We start from the raw sequence: 23,763 nt of genomic DNA on the forward strand, positions 1-23,763 counted from the left end.
GTGATTCGCACCCGTCCTCCGGAAGGCGTGGACGCCGTGTTCGATATCACGGAGATCCTGTCCTGCCCGGCTCCGGAGGAGCATCAGATCGAGCCGAAGTATATGAGCTCTTCCGATGATCCGCATCCGAACGGGCTTGCGGGTGCGGTGGTTGCCGAAGCTTTCCTGAAATGGTTTGAAGCGCAGCCGAAAGACCAAAACGCCCTCATGCAAGATTTATCCAAGTAAACAGCAGCAGGTATGCCTGATTCCGGAAGGTAGTTAACCGAGCAGTTAACTGATCTTAAGGGAAAGCTGGTCCCTTTTGTACAGATCTGCGAATATGGCGGCAATAACCGGCGTTTTCGCTTACCAGCCTCAGCACCAATCTTTTATCGCAGTGTAGCGGCGGTTTCATAAGCTAGGAAGCAGGTGGCCGAAGGGGCCCCTGCTTTTTTTATATGCAAAGCTCAAGCAAATAAATCTTGCGTTGAAACCTGTAAGCCCGGGTAAAGTGCGGATTCCACAAAAGGATCATGGGCCCCCGCGTAATAGCTCACATCCGCAATCTCCCCGTCTAACAAGGAATACACCGTGACTAGAGCTTTCATCGGATCGACGATCCAATACTCCTTCAAGCCGCATTGCCGATAGAGATCAAGCTTCGGGATCATGTCCTTGCTTCGCGTGGACGGGGATAGCACCTCGATGACGAGATCAGGCGTGCCCATATATTTTCCCCTCTCATCGATCCGATCTTTGTCGCAAATGACGACCAGATCCGGCTGCACGACACAGATGTTTGTCTTCTCCTTCTCTAACGTAATATCGAATGGAGAAGTCAGGGGAGTGCAGGGTTTTCCTTTAAACCAGTTGTAAAAGCTGCCGTGCAGTTCAGTGACCGCGTGTTGGTGTTTGTATGAAGGGGAGGCCAGGTTATAGACGATCCCGTCGATCAGCTCGTAGCGCTGTTCCGAGCTTTCGGTCAGCTCCAGAAATTCCTCGTAGGTGACTCTGTCGTTGTCAGCCGTATACCTCGCAGCTCCCTCCCTTAGTACAAGTTCATTTGCGTCGGTATAGGTTGTTAATTTGGCAACATCTCTGCCGTTCTTCGTCACGATGATTTCCTCGCCCGCCTCGGCAAACTTTAGATATTTTCCGAAATGGTTTTGCATATCGGTGGAAGGCACTCGCATACATTTCACCTCGAATTAGCTAATTTAATGAAATATTAGCTAATTCTGAGATGGGAATCAACGAAGATAGCTAATTTGTTGACGAAATCCATATTCCGAACTAAATTGGAAGAAGAAGGATTTCGGTTTTGGGCCAAAGCATAGTTACATCAAAGGATGAAGAAGAGGCGGCCATGCATTAGGAGGGTCGTCTCTTTTTTTGCGCGGTTAAGCGGTCATCGCGTTTGTCCGCATGGCTTCCCTATGGGGCGTCTATTGGAAGCATCGTTCATGAAATAACGAAAGCGGGAATAAGTGTCCCTTTTGCTGCCGCTGAAGTGTTTTATAGTAGGAAGGAGGCGGCTTCATGGAGTCTGCGGAAAAATGCGTAATGGAAGTCCAAGCGGGCGAAATTCAGAAGTATGTACATATCGTGGAAGCATTCCAGGCTCCGCTGTACCGCTACTGCACCCGGATGTTGGGGAACCGGCAGGAGGCGGAGGATGCAGTGCAGGACATTTTGATCAAAGCGTTTGAAAAAATAGAAGGGTATGAGCCGACAGGCAGCTTTTCATCCTGGTTATACAGAATCGCATATTACCATTGTCTGAATTTACTTCGTAAGCGTAGCGTTCAGCGCAAGTTCCAGCGTTGGTTCCGGCAGGATACAATAACCGAAAGCGCAGAGCAAACGATAACCGGACGCTTATTCGGGGAACCGCTGGCTTCCGCCATCACCTCGTTAAATGCGGAGGAGCGCAGCTTGCTGATCTTACGGGCGCTTGAAGAGAAGTCTTTTGCCGAGATAGGAGAAATTTCGGGGAAGAGTGAGGGAGCGGTCAAGAAAAAATACGGCCGGTTGAAGCTGATGGAGCAGAAGGGAGGAGCAGGTTATGCGCAAGGCCAAAGCTACACTTCAAGATGAAACGATCAAGGGACTTCTCGTTCGGGGGGAGCCGGAACCCATTGATGTACGCCTAAACGTGATGGACCGGGTTCGGGAGATTCATGAGCGGCGCAGCGGCAAAAACAAGGCTCGGCACCGGACTGGAGCTGTTGTTACAATCACCTGTCTCGTTCTTGTGCTGACCTCCTTAACCGGCTACGCGGCTTCCCGGTATGTGCAAATTTTGAACTCCAAAGGGGAAGTGGTCGTTCAAACGAAGGAAATTCGAGAAGATAAGTATACGCCGCATGCCAAGACGTATATGAAGATGCGGTCCGCATACAAAGAGGATGTCCTGAAGCAGCTCAAACCGGGAGAACTGGCGGCTTATTATGTCCATGACGAAACACTGAATGCTTACGATACAGGCAATAGGGTTCAGACCGTATACCAACCGATTGTGTACAAAACTTATGCGGAATTGAAGAAGCAGCTTGAAAACACGGCTGGGCCGCTGCTTCCTGAGCCCAGATATTTGCCAAAAGGTTACACCTTTGCAGCAGGTAAGTTATTTCCTAGTATTACGGAAGGGGAGGCCGATCTGGATCATCTGAAGAAGCTGGAGCCGGAATTTATCCGGATGGCGGAATCCTCCTCCAACGGCACCAAATTGTTCATCAAGAAGTTGTCTTGGAATAAAGCGGGCAGTGCGAATGTCAGCTATACCAACGGGGAGGATACGATCCATATAACCGCCTTCGTACGGAAAAAACAACCCTCCTCGGTAGTAACCAGGAATCCCAAGGGCGTGTCCGTTGAGAAGCTGACGGCAGGCGGGCATGAGATGGTTTATATGGAGGCATCGGCAGCTGCATCGGTTGACGAAGTTTACTATAAACATAAGCTGGAATGGCTTGATGAGGAGGGTGAGGTCTTTTATAGCGTTTTCGATAATCAGGGCAGCACTCTGTCCAAGTCCGATTTCATCCGGATCGCAGCAAGCATGGTGCAATAATATCATTCCAAAGTGTCCCTTTTCAGGCGGTACAGGTGTTATACAAGTAAGGGTTTTGCAAATAACCCGAAGGAAATAAAACCATGTGCCTGTTTTGGCCGAAAGGAGATTTACCCGTGAATCTTACGAAAAAAACGATTATTGTCGCTGCAGGTTTCCTGCTGGCGCTGAGCTCGGCAAGCGGTTATACGGCGGGTGCCGCCGCCGCACCGCAGAAAGCGTCCAAAGCCCAGACCGCTTCGAGTAAGGAGCGTCTCGAGCTGCAAAAAAAAGAAGCATTTGCCATACACTCCAAAGCGAAGAAGCCGGGCGAGTTAACCGTTATGTATGATGGGACTGACAATACGCTTTCATTTAGCTTTTACTCCATAACCAGCACGGATTACGATGATTATTCGAAGCTGGTGTCTAAATACAAAGCCCCGGCGTTAAAGCAGCCGGAATGGCTTCCGGAAGGGTATGCTTTTCAATCCGGCGATATCGTCCCTCCATACTACGATTCTTATAGCGAACCGTATCAAGATATGCTAAAGGAACTCAAGGCCGAAGCGAAAGGAAAGAAATATTACGCGAAAAAAGTAAAATGGAGCGAAGCAGGGGGAGCGGCTCTCCTCTTCTCGAGAGATTCAGATATCATCCGCATCAGCGCCAAAAAGATATACCCGTTCGTTACCGAAATTACACGGGTGCCCGGGAAAGGCGAGAAGTTTGAAAGGCTGAGCATAGAAGGGGTCGATGCTCTATACGCTACGAACTCGAACGCTCTTTATTCCACGAAGTTAACATGGGAGGACCCGGAAAAAGGGCTGGAATACGAGATTTCTACCTATAAGACAAGTCCTCTGACGAAAGAAGCGCTCGTATCGATTGCGGAGAGCATCATATCGAGTAAATCTCAGAATCCATAAATCTGATCCAAGAGTCTGCCTTCCAGGCAGGCTCTTTGTCAGCTTCTTCGAAGGGGATTACCCAAACTATAACAAATATCTGTTTTTTATATTCCAATTGAAAACAAAAGCACCTCTTATTACGTCAGTGTGATTAGGAGGTGTTTAATCTTGAAAAAGTTCGCTATGATCTTCCTGTTGTTTATACTCGGTTGTCAGTCTGTTGAATCCGAACGATCCCTGGCTGATAAAGCAGAGACCATTCCTTCATCTACGTCAGAAGCAGAGCAGTATCCAGTTGCGGTTGATGTTATTGTTCCGGAGCAAGTGGGGGTTAACGAGTCTTTTACGATGAATGCGGAAATTAAAAATACAGCGGATGAAATGCTTGAAATTACTACTGGAGATCCAGTGTTTTACTATATTATTCGGGACAGCACGGGCAAGGCTATAAATACGGTTGCCAGAACGGATATCGGAATTGTACGGACTATAGATATGAAAGAGGTAATAGTAGAGAAGCATTCTTATCGGTTTAAAAATCCGGGGATATATGAGATCTCGGCAGTCCTTGAATTTACACTTCATTATGGAGACGGGAGCAGTAAAGTATACGAATTGGAAACCGAGCGAAAGAAGATTCAAGCGCTTGAGGATTGAGCTCCGTTAGGACGATTGCACTCCCGCCGAAGGAACAACTGCAATTTGTAACAGCGGCAATCCTGCGCTTATTATTCCAATATCCAACTAATAGCTTTTACATAAAGCTGTTGGTTATCTTTTGTGTGATTCGCAGTTTTGCAGTAAATTGCAGTACAGAAGCAAGTGGTAATACACCGAATGTCTTAACTATTCCCCACCGGAATGTTCCATGTCCCCTGCAGCAACAACAAAAAGGGCCGCCCCCCAGGCAGCCCTTTTTTCTCCCACCGTTAATATAGCAATCCGTTTAAAACAGCGAAGCAGTGAGCACTGCTCCTGCCACAGCGACAAAACTTAAGCCTGCTCTCTTGCCGCTTTCATCGCTGCGGTCTCTTCCTCATTCGGTCCATACACGCCCGGCGCTGCCAGTCCGGCTTGACGCATCAGGATCGTGAGCTGGCCGCGATGGTGGATCTGGTGACGCACCATTTTGTCCAATACGCCGGCATTGGTGGTGTCGATGAAGCCAAACAGCTTAACAGGCTCCCGCAGCTTGTCCTCCTGACCCTCCCATTTCGTGCGGAATTCCGCAATGGACGATTCGTTGGTACGGCGGTAAGCTTGGGCGATGGCCGCCGCGGAGCTTCCCTCGGCTGCCGGGATCTCCTGCTCCAGCCCGATTTGATTAAAGAATACGCTGACGCTCTGGGTGATATGCCATGCGATTTCGCCGAGCGTACGCGGCTGTGCCTCTGACACGGCCTGGCTCAATGAGGCGTCTGTCAGCTTGTCCAGCACCTGCAGAGTAAGATCAGCTTCCTGTTTCCAATCGTTCAGAAATTGTTCGACGGTTGCATACATGATACATCTCTCCCTTTAATTCATGATCAATTCTTAAGCAATGCTTTCAATTCTTATAGCTTTTCCAAAAAATACTACATCTATATTGTACTGTAGTATTGATAACCATGCCAGCGGAGTGTGATGAAGTTAAGGCTCGACCAGAGTGAGCATAAGCGCCACAGCTCGGGGGCTTCAGCACGGGATTAACAAGAGTGTCTGTGACAGGTTCAGCCAAGTCACGGGCCTCTTTCTTTTTCACACGATGTTCCTGCAAGATTGACTCCTTGTCGCCGCGTTATCACTAACATGGGAGATACGGCTGGCTGTTCGCAACGATTCGACAACGATAATATATCATGATATATTATAACATATATCAATTTCTTTTGGAGGAAACACGGGAGGATTGTCATGAATGAAACGACCTCGTCCAAACCGATGTACGAGAAGATATTCGATGATGTGAAGCACCAAATTATGTCCAATAGCTATAGACCCGGGGACCGGATTCCTTCGGAGAAGGAGCTGGCCGAAGCGTACAATGTGAGCCGGATCACGAGCAAAAAGGCGATGGAGCTGCTGGCAGCCGAAGGGATGATTGTGCGGAAGCCGGGGCGCGGCTCGTTTGTCGCCGATCCGGAGACAGGCATGCAGGAGGCGGCAGCGCCCGGGCGGCAGGACGGAAGCCGGGGAGTAAACGGGCATGGCCAGGAGCAGACCGTGAAGCTGATCGGCGTTGTGCTGACCGATTTTGCCGGCAGCTACGGCACCCGGCTGATCTACGGGATGGAGGATGCCGCGCGGGAACGGGATTGCTTTCTGGTGCTGCGGCGGACATTCGGCGTTCAGGAGAACGAGGAGGACACGATCCGCAAGCTGCTGCAGCTTGGGGTGGACGGACTGATCGTGTTTCCCGCGCAAGGGGAGTTCTTTAATGCCGAGATCCTTAAGCTGGTGATCGAGCGATTCCCGCTTGTCCTGATCGACCGTGAGATCAAGGGAGTGGCCGCGGCGTCGATCAGCACCGACAACACGAAGGCGGCAACGGAGGCGGCGGAGCATCTGTTCGATCTCGGGCATACCCATATTGCCCTATTGTCCCCGCCTCCGGTGGATACGTCTGCGGTGGAGGATCGGATTGAGGGCTTCGTCCAGGCCCATGCCGGTCGCGGCGTGGCCGCAGACCGGAGCTTGTGGATTTGCGATCTGACCTCCACGCTGCCCAACTCGTTCAACGACGAGAACATCGAGCGGGATATCGGGAGAATTATGAAGCATCTGCAGGAGCAGCCGGCGATTACGGCTATTTTTGCCATCGAATACTATATCGCGCTCCTGGCGAAAGAAGCGGTAACCCGCCTTGGACTTAGCATCCCGGAAGATATTTCGATTATTTGCTTTGACAGCCCGCAATTCCGCATCGGAGAAGGGTATGCCTTCACGCATATGCGACAAAGCGAGGAGGAGGTGGGCAAGCTGGCCGTAGAAAACGTGCTGGCGATCATGGAGCAGGAAACGGTCGCGAACAAAATCAAGCTTCCTGCACAGCTCATCCACGGGGAATCCACCGGTCCTGCCCGCGATGTGGGGAAGTAGCAAATAAGGGGGACACGCATAGCCGGTTATTCGACCATACCGTGCACGTGGTTAACAGATCCTATAGCAGAAGCCAAAAGGGGGACTTCGAAATGTGAAGTCCCCCTTTTCATTTCCGAAATTTAAATGGAGACTGGAACGTTACCCTAAGAGTTAGTTATGGACAGAGCAAGAAATAGTTCCACCCCACACACCCTTATCATCGTACCTATTAAGCACTGCCACCCGTCCTGCGCATTTTTAACCATCCTTAACCATTCTTAAGTGTGGTTATCGTGTTTACTCGGAGCTTTCTACAGACACACCTCTCCGTCACACATTCGCTCGTTTTACGTTTTCCTTTAACCTATATCATTTACATAACATGATATGGACCTGCCGAAGGGTTCAGAGGGGACTTTCAGGTTGGATTTATCGAAAATAACTCCATCACGTTTGCAGAAGCTAGCAAAAAAAATATATAGGCTGACGTAATGACATACTCATCCTATATATTCCATATCAGGACAACCCCGTTTTTCTTTATTGACATAATGATATGAGGTTAATATACTATATTTACTGAAAGCGCTTTATAATCAACTTGATGAACTTAAATCAAAGGGGAGGTTTATGTATGAGAAAGTGGCTGATCATGATGCTGACGGTTGTTATGTTCGGAGGGCTGCTCGCCGGCTGCGGAGGAAGCGGCGGAAGCAGCAGCGGCGGCGACAACGGGGGCGACGGTAAGAGCGGCGGTAAGGTTCAATTGACCTTTTGGGGCGATTGGGGCGGAGAGGGGCAGAAGCAGTTTGAGACGATGGTGGATGCGTTCAACAAGTCCCAGGACCGAATCGAAGTCAAATACATGCTGCAGCAGGATATGGTCACCAAGTTCCTGACGGCTGCAACGAGCGGCGGCGCGCCGGATATTCTGTTCTGGGACCGCTGGAGAACATCGCTGTACGCCCCGAAGAACGTGCTGCGGCCCATTGACGAGTACATGACCAGGGATGGTTTGAACCCGGATGATTTTTACGAGGAATCGTTAAAGGAGCTCACGCATGATGGCAAGCTCTACGGCCTGCCGTTAACGGTTGATGCACGCGCGCTGTTTTATAACAAGAAGATGTTTGCGGACGCGGGATTACAGCCGCCGACAACATGGGACGAATTGGAGCAGGCGGCCAAGACGCTGACGAAATGGAATGGCAGCAAGCTGGAGGTCGCCGGCTTCTCGATGGGCGATCCGGGACTGTTTAACATGTATCTGCAGCAGGCCGGCGGCCAGATGCTGACCGAGGACGGAAAGACGAATTTCAACAACGAGCAGGGCAAGCAAGTATTGGAGTTTTGGCAGCGCTTGCTGAACGAGGACAAAGTTTACAAAATCGGCTTTGAGGAAGGGCTTGGCGAAGGCAACGACGCATTTGTTACCGGCAAAGTGGCGATGCTGTACACCGGACCTTGGATGATGAGCACCTATAACAAATACGGCAAGGACCTGGATTACGGCATCGTGCCGCCGCCGAGCGGGCCGAACGGAGATCAGGGCAGCGTAATGGGCGGCTTCGGCCTGGTGATCCCGCAAGGCTCCAAGCATCCGGAGGAAGCGTGGGAGTTCATCAAATGGTGGACGGCGAATAAGGACAATGCACTGCTGTGGGCCAAGACCAGTCTGAATATGCCGGGCTTCAAGCCGGCGCTTGCGGATCCGTTCTTCACGGAGGACCCGCTGTGGAAGCCGTTTACGGAGACGCTGGAGTTTGCCAAGACACGTCCGACGCATCCGGGCTACTCCGTAATGGAGGAGAACGCCGTGATCCCGAATCTGGAGCTGTTCATGCAAAACAAGCAAAGCCTCGACGATACGCTGAAAAAAGCCCAGGAGCAAGGCGACAAGCTGCTTGCGGACAATGCGTCCGTGGAATAAAACGGGCCGATGAAAGGGGAGGAAACTATGGCATCCGTCAATAAGCTGGGGCGGCATCAAGCCCGAATGGCCTATCTGTTCATCACGCCAACGATGCTGCTGTTTGCCGTATTTATGGTCATTCCCGTCGTAATGGCCCTTTATCTCAGCTTCACCAACTACGACGTGCTGAGCAGTCACGATTGGGTGGGGCTGGATAATTACCGGCGGCTGGCGGGCGATACGCTGTTGTGGCAGACGTTTCTGAACGTCATGTATTACGCGGTGGTGTTTGTGCCGCTGAATCTGATGATTTCCCTGCTGCTGGCGATGCTGCTTAACAAAAGAAAAGCCGGGGTCAAGCTGTTTCGCACATTTTACTACTTGCCAACGCTAACCTCGGCCGTCGCTGCCGCGACCGTATGGATCTGGATGCTGCACCCGGAATATGGCCTGATCAACGGGCTGCTGGGGTACTTTGGCATTACGGGACCAGCCTGGGTATCGCAGACGGAAACGGCCATGCTGTCGATCATCGTCATGACGCTATGGCAATCGGTCGGCTCGAATATGATCATTTATTTGGCCGGCCTGCAGGGTGTGCCCGATTATCTGTACGAGTCGGCCCGTCTGGACGGCGCGTCGCGGTTCGCCTGCTTCCGCTACATCACCTGGCCGCAGCTGCGCCCGACCACGTTTCTCGTCAGCGTCATGGCGATCATCGGTGCACTGCAGCTGTTTGACCAGGCCTTCGTCCTGACGCAAGGCGGTCCGGCCAACGTGACCAAGACGCCGGTCTACCTGATCTATCAGCAGGGCTTCAACCAATTGCAGATGGGCTATGCTTCGGCACAGGCATTTGTGCTGGCGATGGCGATCCTCGTGTTTTCAATCATCAGCATGAGATTGACCAAAGCGGAGGAGCCGATCGTATGAGCCAGCAGCGGAAGGGAGGTCGAAAGCGATGATGGCGGAACATGTTCCCCAATCGAACGGGCATCCCCGGCCCGGTACTGAAAGGCTGGGAGCGCCGGCGAGAAAGAGAGGGCTGAACTTTATTTTTTACCTGATCAGCAGCGTGATTGCCGTAATGATGTTTTTGCCTTTTTACTGGAGCGTGCTTACCTCCTTTAAACCGGACAACGAGATGTTCAGCATGCCGATCAAATGGATAACGACCAATATCACGTTCGAGCATTACTACAATGCGTTTACAACGGTCCCGTTCGGCCTGTATTTCTGGAATTCCTTTGTGCTTGCGACAGCCGGGGTGCTGCTCAACCTGTTCTTCGGCTCGCTGAGCGGCTATGCATTTGCCAAACTGGATTTCAAGATGAACCAGCCGTTCTTCCGGATATTGCTGGTGTCCATGATGGTTCCAGGGATTGTGACGATGATTCCAAGCGTGTACGTGCTGCGGCATATTCCGTTTGTCGGCGGTAACGATTTGTTTGGCAGCGGGGGTCACGGACTGATGAACTCGTTTTGGGGCATTATTTTGCCGGGAGCCTCGGGGACGTTTGCGGTGTTCTTCATGCGCCAGTTCTTCCTGACGCTGCCGAAGGACATGATGGAAATGGCCCGGATTGAAGGCTGCGGCGAATTCAAAATATTTTGGCGAATTTATTTGCCGCTGACGAAGCCGGCGCTGGCTACGCTGGGCATCTTCACCTTTCAGGCAGGATGGAACAGCTTCCTGTGGCCGATGATCGTGCTGAACGACCCGGCCAAGGCGACGATTCAGATGGGATTGCAGGCGTTCTCTTACAATTATCAGACGGATTATGGACCGATGATGGCGGGGGCGCTGGTGGCGATTTTGCCTATCCTGGTTCTGTTCCTGATGCTGCAGCGGTATTTTATCCAGGGCATTGCATTTAGCGGAATCAAGGGTTAGGAGATAGGAGAGATCAAGATGAATGCAGCGATGACAGAGGTATGGCAAGAGCGGGCGGACCGGGTTCAGCGGGCGCTCGATAAGCGGTTCTGGAACGAGTCGATCCGTATGTACAACATTGAGACGCCGTGCGAGGGCGGGAAGTGCAATGATATTTTTCATTATTGGTGGATGGCCCATGCGGTCGATGTGCTGGTCGACGGACTTGAGCGCACCGGGGATCAGCGTTACGCTGAGCGGCTGCGGAATTTCCATGAGGGTATTCTGGCGCGGAACGGCTGCGTCTGGCCCAACGAGCTGTACGACGATATGGAATGGATGGCGCTTGCCTGGCTGCGGGCGTATCAAGCAACCGGCGAGCCGAAGTACAAAGCAGCTGTGAAGACGTTATGGGAGGACATCAAGACCGGCTGGAACGAGCAGATGGGCGGCGGGATCGCCTGGCAAAAATCGCAGCTGGATTATAAAAATACCCCGGCCAACGCCCCCGCGGCCATTCTGGCCATGCGGCTGCATAGGGAGTTTGGCAATCCGGATGATCTGGCATGGGCGCGGCGGATATACGAATGGCAGGAAGCGAATCTCGTCGATCCGGAGACGGGACTCGTCTGGGATGGCATGAACCGGACCGGGGACGGAGCGATCGACAAGGATTGGAGATTCACCTATTGCCAGGGCGTGTTCATCGGGGCTGCGGTGGAGCTGTACCGGGAAAGCGCGCAGCCCGCCTATTTGGAGGCGGCCATGCGGACGTTCCGTGTGGTGCAAAGCGAATTCACCGCACCGGAGACCGGTCTTCTGCCCGATGAAGGCGGCGGGGATGCCGGGCTGTTCAAAGGCATCCTGATCCGTTATTTGGCAGAGCTGGCCCGATCCGCGCCGGAAGCGGGGAACGTTGCGGCGTTCATCGCGGCTCAGGCGGAGGCGGCCTGGCGGTCGCAGGATGATGCGGAGGAGCAGCCGCTCTTTGGCACCGATTGGGGGCGCAGGCCTGAGCCTGACGAGACGGTACAGCTTAGCGCGCAGCTTAGCGGCGCGATGCTGCTGGAAGCGGCAGCGGAGCTGAAGCCCGGATTGCAGGGATAGGAAGAGGAGGGAAAGGGATGGAAGCACAGCGAAGCGGGCGTTTGGCGGCCGGGCAGGCCGCCCTTTGGGCGGAGCGGGCGGCCCGGATGCATCAGGACATGTTCGCCTGCTATATGAACGATGAGACCGGTATTCTCGATCAATGGTATCCCCGTTCGGAGAACCGGCCTGGCGACAACTTCTACTACTGGTGGCAGGCGCATGTCCTCGACGTCCTGGTGGACGCCTATGAGCGCAGCGGCGATCCGGCACTGCCGGAGCGGATTGGGCGGTTCTGCCGCAGTCTGGAAAGCTATAACGGCGGTACGTTCAAGCATAATTATTACGACGATATGGAATGGACGGCGCTGGCGCTGCTGCGGGCCTATGACGCATTGGGCGACCCGTGGTACAAGAAAAAATCACTGGAGCTGTGGGCGGATATCCAAACCGCGTGGAACGGGCATTGCGGCGGGGGAATGGCCTGGAAGAAAGACCAGCTCGATTACAAAAACACCCCGGCCAACGCCCCGGCCGCCATTTTGGCGGCAAGACTCTACCGGCGCTTCGGCGATGAAGCGGATCTGTCCTGGGCTAAGCGCATTTACGATTGGAACAAGGCTCATCTTGTCGATCCGGAGACAGGCTTTGTCTGGGACGGCCTCAACCGGCTGGGCGACGGCCGGATCGACAAGGACTGGAAATTCACCTACTGCCAGGGCGTGTTCATCGGTGCCGGGGTCGAGCTGTACCAGTGTACCGGCAGCGCGCAATATCTGGAGGACGCCCGGCGGACCGCGCAAGCTTGTTTTGACGAGCTTGCCGATCCGGACAGCGGCCTGCTGCCCGATGAAGGGATCGACGATACCGGGCTGTTCAAGGGCATCCTGATCCGCTATTTGCTGGAGCTGCTGCGGCTCGACCCGGAGGTTCCCCGGGTCCGCGGCATCATCGCGGCCAATGCGGAGCGCCTGTGGCGCGAAGGCATGCAGCCTTCGCCGCTGATGTGCGGGCCTGGCTGGGATAAGCCGCCGCGTCTGCCGGTGCAGCTCAGCGTCCAGCTTAGCGGACTGATGCTGCTGGAGGCAGCGGCTGCGCTGGAGGCGGGGAGTGATCAACCGTGAAAGGAGATGGCGGGATGATGAATGTGCTCCAATACGACCTTGAACTCGGCCAAAATCCTTGTGTCGATGATTCCGATTATGCTGATCTATCCGTTTCTGCAGCGGTATCTCATCCATGGCATCGTATTGGGGTCGGTAAAAGAATAATGGAAGTGAGCAGAGGAGAATGAGCATGACCAAACCCCTTAGTCAAACCGAGATTATCGCCCTGGTTGAACAAACGATGGGGCATCGCCCGAAGATTGTAGACATGTTTAAACGCTGTTACGAAAATACGCTGGAAACGACGATCCGCCGTCATGAAGACGGCACCGTATTCATGTTGACCGGCGATATTCCGGCCATGTGGCTGCGCGACTCCGTCAATCAGCTGCGGCCGTATCTGATTCCGGCAGCCGGGGACGAGGGACTGCGGGAGATTATCGAAGGCGTGCTGAAAAGACAGTGCGAGTGCATCCTGCGGGATCCCTATGCCAATGCATTTAATGAATTCGAGAACTTCCACGGCCACCATGACGATCTCACCGACATGTCCGGCTGGATCTGGGAGCGCAAATATGAGGTCGATTCGCTGTGCTATCCGATTCAATTGGCCTATTTATATTGGAAAAACACCGGAGAGACAAAGCATTTCACGGCAGCGTTCAAGCAGGCGGCCGAGCTGATTGTGCGCACGTGGCGGACGGAGCAGCGGCATGAGGAAATGTCTCCCTATACGTTTGAACGGCCGGGTGGCGGCCCTACGAATACGCTGGCAGGGAAAACCGCCTATACCGGCATGACCTGGTCTGGCTTCCGCCCAAGCGATGACGCCTGCGAGTATGGTTATCAGGTGCCGTCTAACATGTTTGCAGTCGTGGTGCTGGGGTATTTGCTGGAGGTAAACGAGCAGTTTTACCGGGACGAGGCGTTTGCGGAGGAGGTCCGTGCGCTGCGGGAGGACATCCGGCAGGGCATCGAGGAGCATGCCTTGATTGAGGATGCGGAGTTCGGTCAGGTCTACGCTTATGAGGTTGACGGACTTGGCGGGGTCAATCTGATGGACGATGCCAATGTGCCCAGCCTGCTGTCCCTGCCTTATCTCGATTATTGCGCCAAAGACGATCCCGTTTATGTGAATACGCGCAAGCTGATCCTCAGCCGCCGCAATCCTTATTATTACGAAGGGACTTATGCGAGAGGCATTGGCAGTCCGCATACGCCGAAGGACTACATCTGGCACATCGCCCTGTCCATTCAGGGCATCACGGCGACCGGGGAAGCGGAGAAGCTGGAGATTCTGGGCATGTTCGAGCGGACGGATGCCGATACGGGGCTCGTCCACGAGGGCTTCCATAAAGATAATCCGCAGCAATTTACGCGGGAGTGGTTCTCCTGGTCCAACGCCATGTTCGTTGAATTTGTGTTAAGCCTGTGCGGTTTGGAAATCAAAATGCGATAGTTTTGAAATAGCAAATCGAAACGGAGGTAATGTCGTGAAAGGGAATCCGGGAAAAAGGTCGTTATTGAGGTTGACTGCATTGCCATTGATCATGGCCCTTCTGCTGACATCAGTTATCGGGGCCGCCCCGGTCCGTGCCGCCTCGTTCGGACCGGCCGACGCGGACGCGGCGATTAAAGCGTTCAACGCCAAGTTTTGGGACCCGCAAGCGAAGTACTTCTGGGCCAATTCGAACCGCGGCGACAATTACCAGAGCTTCTGGGTCGAAGCGGAGCTGTGGGAGATGGTGATGGACGCCTATCTGAACACATCAGACCCGAAGCTGAAGGCCGAGCTTCGAACCCAGATCGACGACATCTTTGACGGCACGGTGGCTAAGCACGGCGAGGACTGGACGAACAATCCGTTTAACGATGACATCATGTGGTGGGCAATGGGCAGCGCGCGGGCTTATCAGATTACCGGCGAAGCCAGATATTTGGAGAAGGCCAAGTATTACTTCGACTTCGTGTACGATACGCAGTGGGACGACGAGTTTGCGGGCGGCGGCATTTGGTGGCTGAACAGCGAGCACAACACGAAGAACGCCTGCATTAATTTCCCGGCTGCCCAGGCGGCTGTATTCCTGTACGAAATTACGGGAGATCGGCATTATCTTGAGGCGGCGACCCGCATTTTCAGCTGGGGAAAAACGATGCTGACGGACGGGAACGGCAAAGTGTTCGACCGGATCGAGCTGGAGCGCGGTCCGGTGCCGGATTCCACGCATTATAATCAAGGGACATTCGTCGGTGCGGCGGTGGGGCTGTACCGGGCAACCGGGGACGAGACGTATCTGGAGGATGCCGTGAAGGGTGCCCGGTTTACGATGGACCGGCTGGTGGACGACAACCGGCTGCTCAATTATGAAGGGCCGAACGGGGATTTGAAAGGCGGCAAAACGATTCTGATCCGCAACCTGGCTTATTTGCAGCAGACGCTGGACGATCTCGATGACCGCGCCTATGACGATTTTGAGCGCGAATTCGACGCCTGGCTGGCCTTTAATACGGCTACGGCCTGGAGTCATCGCGGCGAAGAGGGGATCGTTGACGGGAACTGGGTGGGACAACTGCTCTCCGGCACCTATGAGTCTTGGTCGTCCGCGGGCGCGGTTCAAGCACTTACGGTTGTGGAGCCGCAGGAGGCTGCTCCGCGTTATCCGGTTAGGAACGCCTATTCAAGAATCGAAGCGGAAAAATACAATATCGGTAAAGGGTTCGTGCTGGAGGGGAGCCCGGAAGGCACGCTGCAGCTCGGCGGCATCCGTTCCGGCCATTTCGCTGCCTATAAGAACGTTGACTTCGGAACGGACGGCGCGATCGGGTTTATTGCCCGGGCCGCCAGCGGGACGGGCGGCGGCAATATCGACATCCGGCTGGATGGGCTGGATGGACCGCGGGTCGGCACGGTCCGCGTGGAAGGCACCGGCGGCTGGCATCAATTTATCGATGCAGTCGGCGTGCTTGAGGATGAGCAGGGGAATCCTGTGACCGTAACTGGCACGCATGACGTATATTTGGTGTTTAACCAAGTCAACGACGAATATCTGTTTAACTTGAACTGGTTTCGGTTTACCGAGAACGATCCGAGACAAACCGATGCCTATGCCAAGCTGCGGGCCGGTCAGCTGGATGGCGGCTCGGGCTTAAGCGTTAACGCCGAACACGGCTACCTGGAGGGAATTGCGGACGGCGCTCATGCCATCTATCGGGATATCGACTTCGGCAGCAGCGGTGCATCCGGCGTAACGATGCGCGTATCCAGCGGCCATAAAGGCGGCTCGATCGAGGTGAAGCTGGATAGTCTGGACGGACCGACCGTCGGCGTTGCCCGGATTCCTGCCCTGGGCGGCTGGGACGACTGGGTCGATCTGATGGCGCTCGTAGATGGGGAACAGGCTGTCGGCATTCATGACGTGTATCTTGTTTTTCACGGGACGGACGGCCAGGATTATCCTTGCAATCTCGATTGGTTCAATTTCACGACGGTTAAAGGCACGGGCCGGGATGCCTTCGGCAAGCTCGAAGCCGAGCATTATACGATCGGCAACGGGTTCGGCACAGAGCAGGGCGGAGGGCAGACGTATCTGGCGGGGCTGTTCGGCCCTAACCAGCCTTACGCGATGTACAACTACGTCGACTTTGGCGATACGAGCCCGGAACAGTTCCATGTTCATGCGGCCAGTGATACGGGCGGCGGCACGATTGAAGTGCGAATCGACAGCATGAACGGCCCGCTGATTGCCGCCGCTAAGGTCGACGGCACCGGCGGCTGGCATAACTTTGAAGTGTTCTCGGCGAACATTGCGACACCCGTCACTGGCAAACATATCGTGTTCCTGATTTTCAAAGGCTCGGATTGGCTGTATAACCTGGACAAATTTACGTTCGGCGATCCGGCCGTATTTACGGCCCCGACTACTCCGCCGGCGCCTGTGCCGGACGATGTGCCGCCGGGCGAGGTGGAGAACGTCCGGGCCCTTCGGGAGAACGGGCACATCCGGCTGTACTGGGATGGGCCGTACGATATGGACGGCAAGCTTGTACAGATCCGCCTGTTCAAGAACAAAAAGCAGGTCGGCGATACGCTTGAGGTAAGGCGCGGGATTCAGACTGCGCTCCTGCCGGAGGTGAAAAATCCCCGGAACCATACCGTCACCTTCGCAGCCGTGGACCATTCCGGAAATGTCTCCAAGGGGCACACCGTCCGGCTGGATGATTTAATAAAGAAATGACATGAACCAGACCGGCGTACCGCTTAAGCGGGCGCCGGTCTATTTTTGCTGGATCGTCTTCGGCCCATGGTCATGAGGCAGGCCCCGGGCCGACTCACAGGGCTGTTAAATAATGGACAATGCCTGCCGCAATTGCTTCGGCCAGCTTCATCTGCCCGTTGCGGCTCGTCAGCAGCTGCCGGTCCTCGGGATTGCTGATGAAGCCGGTCTCCACAATGACGGCGGGAACGTCGGTCGTATTCAGCAAATAGTACGGCTTGCCGACCATGATCTGGTTGCGGTTTCGGTATACTTGATTCAACTGCTGTTGGATTGCATCGGCCAGAGCCTTGCTGCGCCCTTCCGATTGATGCAGCACGATGCCGCCGCGTTTCGAGCTGTTTCGGCCCCAGTTCACATGGATGCTTACGACAAGCTCGGTCGGGATCTCTTCGCTAAGCTGCTTGCGCTGCGAAAGGTCGCGCCGATGCCTGGAGGACGTCCTGTGCCACCGGTTGTCGTCGCTTAAAGCGTAATCGCCGTCGCGATTGAGCACGGCAGGATATCCCTGCTGCCGGAGCAGCATAAACAGCCTGCGCGATATTTCAAGATTGATATCCTTTTCCAAAATATCGCCATGGGAGGTTCCCCCGTCGATGCCGCCGTGCCCCGCATCGATCAGTACGACGTCCTGGGCAAAAGGATGCAGATGGCGTGTGTGATGCTGGTTGTTTTCCCGGCCTGACGAGACAGGGGATTCTGGGATCTCTATATGCAGGCTGCGGGCGGCGGCCTGTGTGCGATTGTTATGGCTTGCGGCCTGCCCCACGGCCTGAACATGCTCCGAATGGAAAGCTGCGGCCATATGATCCGGGCATGCCAATGCCAGGAGAAGCATCCATATTCCTGCTGCCTTAACCATGATGGACTCCTTCTTTCTCGTGGATTTCGACTTCTTTAGAATGTGCAATTTGCGGAAAATCATCCCGATTCCTAAAGCTGTGAGTCTAGAAACGATTGAAACGGAGCAAACTGATAACGGGATGCGGATAAACCCTAAGAAGATCCAAAGGAGATGATGAGATGGCCAGCGGAGATGAACTGATTAAATACATTACGGAGCGATTCGTAACCTATATAGATACACCGAAGGAGATCCGCCGCCAGTCCAAGGTGAAGGAATCGTGGACAACGAAATGGTTCGGCATGATTCCGTTCTCCGTATCGCTGTGGAGAGAGGACATATCGTCCAAGCGTAAGCGAAAAACCAAATAGGGTGATATGGACCGTTCAATGGATGGGCAATAGCACACGATGAGACGTCGGCTCCCTCATGACAAAGAAACAAACACCGGGATGGATGCTTTCCGGTGTTTGTTTTTGTCTGATTTACCTAAATCCGCAAGCATGTTTAAAAACATCTTATTTAAAATAATAAATTAGCTCTCCATCTTTATCGTAATACTTATATGAATAATGACTTTTTCCAGTCTTAGGGGGAAACATCCAGGTGACACTGGCCTTATAAGGCGTAAACTCTTGTTCTATTTCCTGTCCATTTACGCTTACCTGCATTTTCGCTATTTTATTTTCCTCATTAGTGACAATCAAAAACAAGAGAGGTTCTGGGGCGAAGACGCTAAATGCTTCATTAACGTCTACTTCTATTTGCTGCCACTTATAATTTCCGTCTTTGTTTTTTTGAAATTAAATGTAGCCTGGATTATTGTCAGATAAGAAACCGGCATATCTTCGGTCATTCATGTCTTTAATTTCTACAATTTCTATTGAATTATTTTCATACCCTTCAATTGAATGAATTACTTTCAAAATAGATTCTTCATCGTTTCCATATAATTGCTGAGTATCATTAAAATAAAACGCGAAGAACCCCAGAAGAAGTAAAAATGCACCTATAAGTAATCTTTTGGGTGATCTTTTGGCTTTTTTCAACGGCTCTCGTTTTTTGCTATCGTCCAAGGCATCGGCATGCTTTTTCATTTCCTTCAAATCCACGGGCAATCATCTCCCAAACCAAGGATGTTACCTTAATTATTAAATGAATGCTCGTAATGATCAATGAAATGTCAAAAATAAAAATCAGTAAATTGCTCATGTCGATTATCCTGGATAAACATAGAACTTGCCTTGACCCACTAATCGGGGTGCCGGCAGAAACCGGGTAGTGTCCGTATTCCGGAGCGGAATCGCTACATAGATGGCTGCAGCATCAGCAGCGCTGCCGGAGACGGATGACCAGCGCTGCCATCCGGTCAAGCTGAACGGGGCACCGAAAGCGGCATTGCCATCGCCCTTCGATTTAAACACCAGTGAAGGGTGCTTTTGCAGCAGCCTTCTGAGCTCGCTGCTGCTTCGGGCCGTGAGGCTGGATGAGGTCAGCCATTGAAGATTATCATACGGGTCGGGACGATGCTCCGTGATGGACGGAGCGTCCGCCGACCATCCATGTGCAGATCCGGCTGCAACAACTCCTTTGCTGATGCCGGAGCGGTCCAATGTGCCGGAGGCCAGCGAGACGTTCGGGAGCAGCTCGCTATTGAAGCCGCTGATATAAAGCGTATCTTGGTTTGGAAGGGTGACCTCCCATACAGGAGCTCCCGTATATCGTTTACGAATCAAGCTGCCTTGCGGGAGAGATCCCTCGGGATCGGTAAGCCCCTCGGCGGCTAGACGCTGCTCCAGCGGTCCCAAGCTGAAGGGGAGGGTACCGCCGATTCCATATTCACTGAGCACATACCCTCCATCCTCGGAGGCGCTGATAATGAGGTAACCTTGAGGCAAACCTTCATCGGTTACCGTGACCAGCCAGCCGTGCGTCCCGGGTCCGAGCGGGGTGTATTCCAGCTCGGCCTCGCTCCAGGCTGTAAACGGCACATGGGCCGAGAGCTGCTCCACGGTGTCTTCCGTGAAATGGAGCAAGCTCTGCGGAACCGCGGCGGAGACCGCGGACTTCCGAATGGAGCTGTCATCCGCGAGGGAGAGGGATGGATCGGCGGAAGCGGGAGTGATTATCGCCGCTTCACTGCCGGCCGCAGCGACCGCAAGCGGATGGATGAGGGTCGCCGTACATAAGGCCGCCAGCAGCAGGGCAGACCTTGCGCGGGATCGATTGGACCGGCTGTCGTTATCGTTATTGAAAGAGCCTCCATGGAGGACGTTATTTTTATGCCAATGCAACAAATGGATCAACCGCCTTTCCTTCCCGCTATCCTAAGCGATGGGGGATATGGTGGTTCTATCATATCGGACAAGCTGTGCAAACGCTGTTGCAAGGTGTCGCGCCAGGACAGAAGGGAACGGTTCTTTTTTTGCCTTGTTTTGTAGAGGAGCGTCAAGAGGACGCGCTCACGGGCGAACACAGGTGAAAGAGGCCGCAGGTTATGGCGGAGAAGCTGATTTTCGGCTCATACTGCCACTGCATTTCCGACCTCCGGTTCCGGTATTGTTCCTCGATTTGAGCTTTCTTTTCCTCATCCTGCTCTTTCAGCAGGTCCTCGTAATAACTGTCGATTACCGCAAGTTCCTCCGCCAGCCGTTCGCGGGCCTTGGATGCCCACGTATAATCCAGCTTGCTTAAGCTGACGATCAGATGCTCCTCGAGGAGCCCCGCCGCCTCGCGCAGCGAAACGGCCGCAGGGCGGACGTGCACGCTTTCGGGCAGGCGGGGCGTCAGCTCGCGGCCATTAAGCACAGCCGGGAAATCTGTCACGATCTTCCGGGTGGACAGCGAGATGCCAACATAATGGAGTTCCTCGCGCTTCAGATCGCAGCTGAACTCTACCTTGAAGCAGACGCCGAGCCACTGCTCGTACGGCGTTGACCTTGCCCTTGGGCGCGGCTCCGTGACCGGCTGCTGGAACAGATACACGCATTTGCCTTCCTCGCGGGCCGCGTTCCAGATTTGAGCCAGCCTGCTGCTTCCGTAGCTGACGTTCTCGCGCTGGATTCGGCCGGGACCGAGCACGGGGAGCACGGGAGCGTTGCCGTAAAAGCGGGCCAGCAGCGGGTCCTGCTGCGGTGCGGACAGCTGCGCCTTGCTCTCGGCGAGCTTGGCCTTGGCCATCCGCTCGTCGTAGGCTTCCGGATCGAACACGAACTGGAAGGAGAGGGTCTCGGCCGGCGCCCCGGTACGTTCCACAAAGCTCCAGTAATAAGGGCGGTTGGTGAGCATTTTGTCGGCTTGGGGCGACAGCTTCACGGTAACATGCTCCGGTGATTTTTCAATGACGGTGCATTCGGTGGCTTCCAAATAGGCCATGAAGTGCTTCTGCACCTCTTGCGGCGTCATGGTCATATCAGGCTTCTTCCTCTCTTAAGGTTTCTCCGCTCGCTTCCTGCTCGATATCCTGCTTGATATGGTGCAGCGAGTCGCCGAGCGTATTGATGCGCCTCCGGATCTCTTCATCGTTGCCGGACTCCAGCATGATTTTGTACAGGCTCTTCTCGAAGGACTCGCTCTTCTCGTAGCGTTCCAGAATGACATCCAGTCCTCCGATAACCATCTCGAACATATTGATCTTCTCATGCAGCAGATTCAAAATATGCTCCTCGATCGTACCTGCAGTGGACAGGTTGAAGATTTGCACATCGTTGGTCTGGCCGAGACGGTGCACGCGTCCGATCCGCTGCTCCACTCGCATCGGATTCCAGGGCAGGTCGAAATTGATCATATGGTGGCAAAACTGCAGGTTAATTCCTTCGCCCCCGGCTTCAGTTGCGATCATAACCTGAGCTCTCCCCCTGAACAGGTCCATCATCCAGTCCTTTTTCCCCCGGTTCATGCCGCCCCGGTACGGCACCGATATGAGTCCGTGATCCCGGAAATAGTTAAGCAGATATTCCTGGGTGGCCCGGTACTCGGTGAACACGATCACCTTCTCGTTCATCTGGCGGATGAGCTCGATCGTTTTCTCGGCCTTGGTATTGGCTTTAATCGCTTTGATCAGATACACCAATTCCCAGATTTTATCGCGGAGCGGGGAGTCCTCCGGCAGCTTCTTGGACAGATTGACGAGCGTAACAAAGACCGCATCCCGGCTGCTGCACACCTCGCGCTGGAGGGTGACGAGGGACAGCATGCTGCTTAAATTTCCCCCTGCTGCCTGATACTGATCTTTGACGAAGGACGTGACCCCGTCGTATAATGACTGTTCTTCGGGCGATAAAGTCAGCCCGACATTGCGGACGGAACGCTTCGTAAACTTCACTTCGCCTTCGCCCCGCCGGTTGCGGATCATGACCTTGGACAGCTCGTCCTTGAGCTGCTCCTGGTTCTTCGGCTTTCGTTTATCCACAACGAAATTGGCCGCAAACTGCCCCTGGCCGCCAAGCTGGCCCGGCTTCAGGAGCGTGATCAGGTTGAACAGCTCGCTGAGGTCATTTTGTACAGGCGTAGCGGTAAGGAGCAGGCAGTATTTTTTGCGCAGTTTCTGAATGAATTGGTAGTTGGATGTTTTCTTGTTCTTGAGCTTGTGGGCCTCATCGATGATAAGCATATCGTATTCCTGATTCAGGAGATATTCGCTATGCGGATCCCGTTTGGCGGTGTCCATGGAGGCGACGACGATGTCATTCGCCCAGGAATAGGCTTTTTTCTGCGCGATGGCCGGAATGCCGAACTTGGAGTTCAGCTCCCGGACCCACTGGAGCACCAAGGAAGCAGGTACGAGAATCAGCACTCTGGATACGAGCCCGCGGAGAATATATTCTTTTAAAATAAGACCGGCTTCAATCGTCTTCCCGAGTCCAACCTCATCGGCCAGAATCGCCCGGCCCGACATCTCGAACAGCACCCGCTTGGCGGTGTCGGTCTGATGCGGAAGCGGGGACAAATCACCCAGGTGCTTGAGGCACTGAAGCTCTTCGAAGCTCGTCACCAGGCGGGATTGCTCGCCCTCAACGGCTAGCTGAGACAGCCTGAAGTCCCCCCACGGACCGCCTTTCTCAAGGCGCCCTTCGAGATCGTCCAGCCAGGAACGGTCCATCTGAAGCGGTACGGGCAGGCGCGGATCCGTCGTCATGTCTGGACCGGCAGTGGATGGCTGATGATTCATGGTGATCCCCTCCTGTTATGAAAGTTTCCGGACAGCGGTGTATGAGTAGTATGGACGAAAAAAGAAGTCTTCATAACTTGCACCTCCCTTTATGGGGTGCGAAAGGGCGGAGAGAGCGCACGGCTGCTGGAATTGGCAATTTTCAACGTGTTTTTCATAGGAGACGGGTGAAAAAGAGAGCGGGACGAAGAAAGCGGAAGCAGGAGCGGACAAGCATGGGGTTTCGCCCTTAATTTTCACATTATCGGCATAGTTTTACTATATATAGTGTAGTATAATGAATTCATTGCACTATATATGGTGTGTTTCGGCGTTTTGTATGTTTGATCCGCTACATATGAGGTTATGTTGATGGTGAACCCGCTAGCAGTATTCGTGAAAAAGCGGCAGCTGCACGGGGATCTTTACTGCTGCGGCATAACTGCGGAAGTTTTGGCAGTCCTATCGGAAATTGCCTGGATCGGTGCATGATCACGGCATCTGATATCGACGC

General features: G+C 53.7%; 21 protein-coding genes and 1 pseudogene. 15 read left to right on the forward strand and 7 right to left on the reverse strand.

All coding sequences use genetic code 11. The features are described 5' to 3' along the window. Positions 1-228 (forward strand): hypothetical protein, encoded by a 228-nt coding sequence (locus NST44_RS13845; RefSeq protein ID WP_340899924.1) that lies wholly within the window; start codon positions 1-3, stop codon positions 226-228. 221 nt (positions 229-449) lie between these two features. On the opposite strand, the gene NST44_RS13850 is transcribed toward NST44_RS13845, so the two are convergent. After that, positions 450-1,175, reverse strand: a complete 726-nt coding sequence (locus NST44_RS13850; RefSeq protein ID WP_210094803.1) for a type II toxin-antitoxin system prevent-host-death family antitoxin — start codon at positions 1,173-1,175, stop codon at positions 450-452. Between the two features lie 346 nt (positions 1,176-1,521). On the opposite strand from NST44_RS13850, the gene NST44_RS13855 reads away from it, so the two are divergent. The 4 genes from NST44_RS13855 to NST44_RS13870 all read left to right on the forward strand — a co-directional run bounded on the left by NST44_RS13855 (position 1,522) and on the right by NST44_RS13870 (position 4,602). Then, positions 1,522-2,079: an RNA polymerase sigma factor gene (locus NST44_RS13855; RefSeq protein ID WP_210094802.1), complete on the forward strand. Its 558-nt coding sequence runs from the start codon at positions 1,522-1,524 to the stop codon at positions 2,077-2,079. After that, positions 2,048-3,055 carry a DUF4367 domain-containing protein gene (locus NST44_RS13860; protein ID WP_210094801.1) on the forward strand — a complete coding sequence of 336 codons (1,008 nt, stop codon included), beginning with the start codon at positions 2,048-2,050 and terminating at the stop codon, positions 3,053-3,055. The genes NST44_RS13855 and NST44_RS13860 overlap by 32 nt, the downstream gene beginning before the upstream one ends. Before the next feature lie 116 nt (positions 3,056-3,171). After that, the gene (locus tag NST44_RS13865; RefSeq protein ID WP_210094800.1) at positions 3,172-3,963 is read left to right on the forward strand and encodes a hypothetical protein; all 792 of its coding nucleotides are present in this window, start codon (positions 3,172-3,174) and stop codon (positions 3,961-3,963) included. Positions 3,964-4,113: 150 nt separating this feature from the next. Further along, positions 4,114-4,602: a hypothetical protein gene (locus NST44_RS13870; protein ID WP_007127742.1), complete on the forward strand. Its 489-nt coding sequence runs from the start codon at positions 4,114-4,116 to the stop codon at positions 4,600-4,602. Positions 4,603-4,938: 336 nt separating this feature from the next. Here the strand turns inward: NST44_RS13870 and NST44_RS13875 are convergent, their stop codons facing one another. Then, complete coding sequence (locus tag NST44_RS13875; RefSeq protein WP_007127743.1) at positions 4,939-5,445, reverse strand: DinB family protein; 507 nt, start codon at positions 5,443-5,445, stop codon at positions 4,939-4,941. A gap of 393 nt (positions 5,446-5,838) precedes the next feature. Here NST44_RS13875 and NST44_RS13880 point away from each other — a divergent pair, with 393 nt between their 5' ends. The 9 genes and pseudogenes from NST44_RS13880 to NST44_RS13920 all read left to right on the forward strand — a co-directional run bounded on the left by NST44_RS13880 (position 5,839) and on the right by NST44_RS13920 (position 17,217). Beyond that, positions 5,839-7,023, forward strand: coding sequence for a GntR family transcriptional regulator (locus NST44_RS13880; protein ID WP_007127744.1), 1,185 nt, complete (start codon positions 5,839-5,841; stop codon positions 7,021-7,023). Between the two features lie 616 nt (positions 7,024-7,639). Further along, a complete protein-coding gene (locus NST44_RS13885; RefSeq protein WP_007127745.1) occupies positions 7,640-8,935 on the forward strand; it encodes an ABC transporter substrate-binding protein in 1,296 nt (431 codons plus the stop codon). Between the two features lie 27 nt (positions 8,936-8,962). After that, positions 8,963-9,850, forward strand: coding sequence for a carbohydrate ABC transporter permease (locus NST44_RS13890; RefSeq protein WP_007127746.1), 888 nt, complete (start codon positions 8,963-8,965; stop codon positions 9,848-9,850). A gap of 28 nt (positions 9,851-9,878) precedes the next feature. Next, on the forward strand, positions 9,879-10,811 hold the full coding sequence (locus NST44_RS13895; protein ID WP_007127747.1) for a carbohydrate ABC transporter permease: 933 nt from the start codon (positions 9,879-9,881) through the stop codon (positions 10,809-10,811). Between the two features lie 18 nt (positions 10,812-10,829). Further along, complete coding sequence (locus NST44_RS13900) at positions 10,830-11,897, forward strand: glycoside hydrolase family 76 protein (RefSeq protein ID WP_007127748.1); 1,068 nt, start codon at positions 10,830-10,832, stop codon at positions 11,895-11,897. Between the two features lie 17 nt (positions 11,898-11,914). Then, complete coding sequence (locus tag NST44_RS13905; RefSeq protein WP_210094799.1) at positions 11,915-13,000, forward strand: glycoside hydrolase family 76 protein; 1,086 nt, start codon at positions 11,915-11,917, stop codon at positions 12,998-13,000. 27 nt (positions 13,001-13,027) lie between these two features. Continuing rightward, positions 13,028-13,147: pseudogene (locus NST44_RS13910) on the forward strand (carbohydrate ABC transporter permease); the annotation flags it as partial. Positions 13,148-13,172: 25 nt separating this feature from the next. Then, positions 13,173-14,441 carry a glycoside hydrolase family 125 protein gene (locus NST44_RS13915; RefSeq protein ID WP_340899934.1) on the forward strand — a complete coding sequence of 423 codons (1,269 nt, stop codon included), beginning with the start codon at positions 13,173-13,175 and terminating at the stop codon, positions 14,439-14,441. A 34-nt stretch (positions 14,442-14,475) separates the two neighbouring features. Next, positions 14,476-17,217 (forward strand): carbohydrate-binding protein, encoded by a 2,742-nt coding sequence (locus NST44_RS13920; protein WP_340899936.1) that lies wholly within the window; start codon positions 14,476-14,478, stop codon positions 17,215-17,217. Positions 17,218-17,311: 94 nt separating this feature from the next. On the opposite strand, the gene NST44_RS13925 is transcribed toward NST44_RS13920, so the two are convergent. Continuing rightward, positions 17,312-18,118, reverse strand: coding sequence for an N-acetylmuramoyl-L-alanine amidase (locus NST44_RS13925; RefSeq protein ID WP_251537722.1), 807 nt, complete (start codon positions 18,116-18,118; stop codon positions 17,312-17,314). Positions 18,119-18,279: 161 nt separating this feature from the next. On the opposite strand from NST44_RS13925, the gene NST44_RS13930 reads away from it, so the two are divergent. Then, positions 18,280-18,471 (forward strand): YqzE family protein, encoded by a 192-nt coding sequence (locus NST44_RS13930; protein WP_340899939.1) that lies wholly within the window; start codon positions 18,280-18,282, stop codon positions 18,469-18,471. Positions 18,472-18,903: 432 nt separating this feature from the next. Here NST44_RS13930 and NST44_RS13935 read toward each other — a convergent pair whose 3' ends face one another. From NST44_RS13935 to NST44_RS13950, 4 genes are all read right to left on the reverse strand, one after another. Continuing rightward, positions 18,904-19,212, reverse strand: coding sequence for a hypothetical protein (locus tag NST44_RS13935; protein ID WP_340899941.1), 309 nt, complete (start codon positions 19,210-19,212; stop codon positions 18,904-18,906). 105 nt (positions 19,213-19,317) lie between these two features. Beyond that, entirely contained in the window at positions 19,318-20,406 is a 1,089-nt protein-coding gene (locus NST44_RS13940) for a hypothetical protein (protein ID WP_340899942.1), read from the reverse strand. A 142-nt stretch (positions 20,407-20,548) separates the two neighbouring features. Beyond that, positions 20,549-21,511 (reverse strand): YqhG family protein, encoded by a 963-nt coding sequence (locus tag NST44_RS13945; RefSeq protein WP_210094793.1) that lies wholly within the window; start codon positions 21,509-21,511, stop codon positions 20,549-20,551. A 1-nt stretch (position 21,512) separates the two neighbouring features. Next, a complete protein-coding gene (locus NST44_RS13950) occupies positions 21,513-23,270 on the reverse strand; it encodes a DEAD/DEAH box helicase (RefSeq protein ID WP_251537715.1) in 1,758 nt (585 codons plus the stop codon). Positions 23,271-23,763 lie beyond the last annotated feature (493 nt).

The sequence above is a fragment of the Paenibacillus sp. FSL W8-0919 genome (assembly GCF_038003785.1).
Taxonomy (GTDB): domain Bacteria; phylum Bacillota; class Bacilli; order Paenibacillales; family Paenibacillaceae; genus Paenibacillus_AQ; species Paenibacillus_AQ lactis.

What these genes read in the sequence shown, in the direction of transcription:
- NST44_RS13855 (WP_210094802.1), top strand. Translation starts at nt 1,522, where the DNA reads ATGGAGTCTGCGGAAAAATGCGTAATGGAAGTCCAAGCGGGCGAAATT.
- NST44_RS13875 (WP_007127743.1), bottom strand. Translation starts at nt 5,445, where the DNA reads ATGTATGCAACCGTCGAACAATTTCTGAACGATTGGAAACAGGAAGCT.
- NST44_RS13945 (WP_210094793.1), bottom strand. Translation starts at nt 21,511, where the DNA reads ATGACCATGACGCCGCAAGAGGTGCAGAAGCACTTCATGGCCTATTTG.
- NST44_RS13860 (WP_210094801.1), top strand. Translation starts at nt 2,048, where the DNA reads ATGCGCAAGGCCAAAGCTACACTTCAAGATGAAACGATCAAGGGACTT.
- NST44_RS13900 (WP_007127748.1), top strand. Translation starts at nt 10,830, where the DNA reads ATGAATGCAGCGATGACAGAGGTATGGCAAGAGCGGGCGGACCGGGTT.
- NST44_RS13930 (WP_340899939.1), top strand. Translation starts at nt 18,280, where the DNA reads ATGGCCAGCGGAGATGAACTGATTAAATACATTACGGAGCGATTCGTA.
- NST44_RS13925 (WP_251537722.1), bottom strand. Translation starts at nt 18,118, where the DNA reads ATGGTTAAGGCAGCAGGAATATGGATGCTTCTCCTGGCATTGGCATGC.
- NST44_RS13880 (WP_007127744.1), top strand. Translation starts at nt 5,839, where the DNA reads ATGAATGAAACGACCTCGTCCAAACCGATGTACGAGAAGATATTCGAT.
- NST44_RS13850 (WP_210094803.1), bottom strand. Translation starts at nt 1,175, where the DNA reads ATGCGAGTGCCTTCCACCGATATGCAAAACCATTTCGGAAAATATCTA.
- NST44_RS13895 (WP_007127747.1), top strand. Translation starts at nt 9,879, where the DNA reads ATGATGGCGGAACATGTTCCCCAATCGAACGGGCATCCCCGGCCCGGT.
- NST44_RS13905 (WP_210094799.1), top strand. Translation starts at nt 11,915, where the DNA reads ATGGAAGCACAGCGAAGCGGGCGTTTGGCGGCCGGGCAGGCCGCCCTT.
- NST44_RS13885 (WP_007127745.1), top strand. Translation starts at nt 7,640, where the DNA reads ATGAGAAAGTGGCTGATCATGATGCTGACGGTTGTTATGTTCGGAGGG.
- NST44_RS13915 (WP_340899934.1), top strand. Translation starts at nt 13,173, where the DNA reads ATGACCAAACCCCTTAGTCAAACCGAGATTATCGCCCTGGTTGAACAA.
- NST44_RS13890 (WP_007127746.1), top strand. Translation starts at nt 8,963, where the DNA reads ATGGCATCCGTCAATAAGCTGGGGCGGCATCAAGCCCGAATGGCCTAT.
- NST44_RS13950 (WP_251537715.1), bottom strand. Translation starts at nt 23,270, where the DNA reads ATGAATCATCAGCCATCCACTGCCGGTCCAGACATGACGACGGATCCG.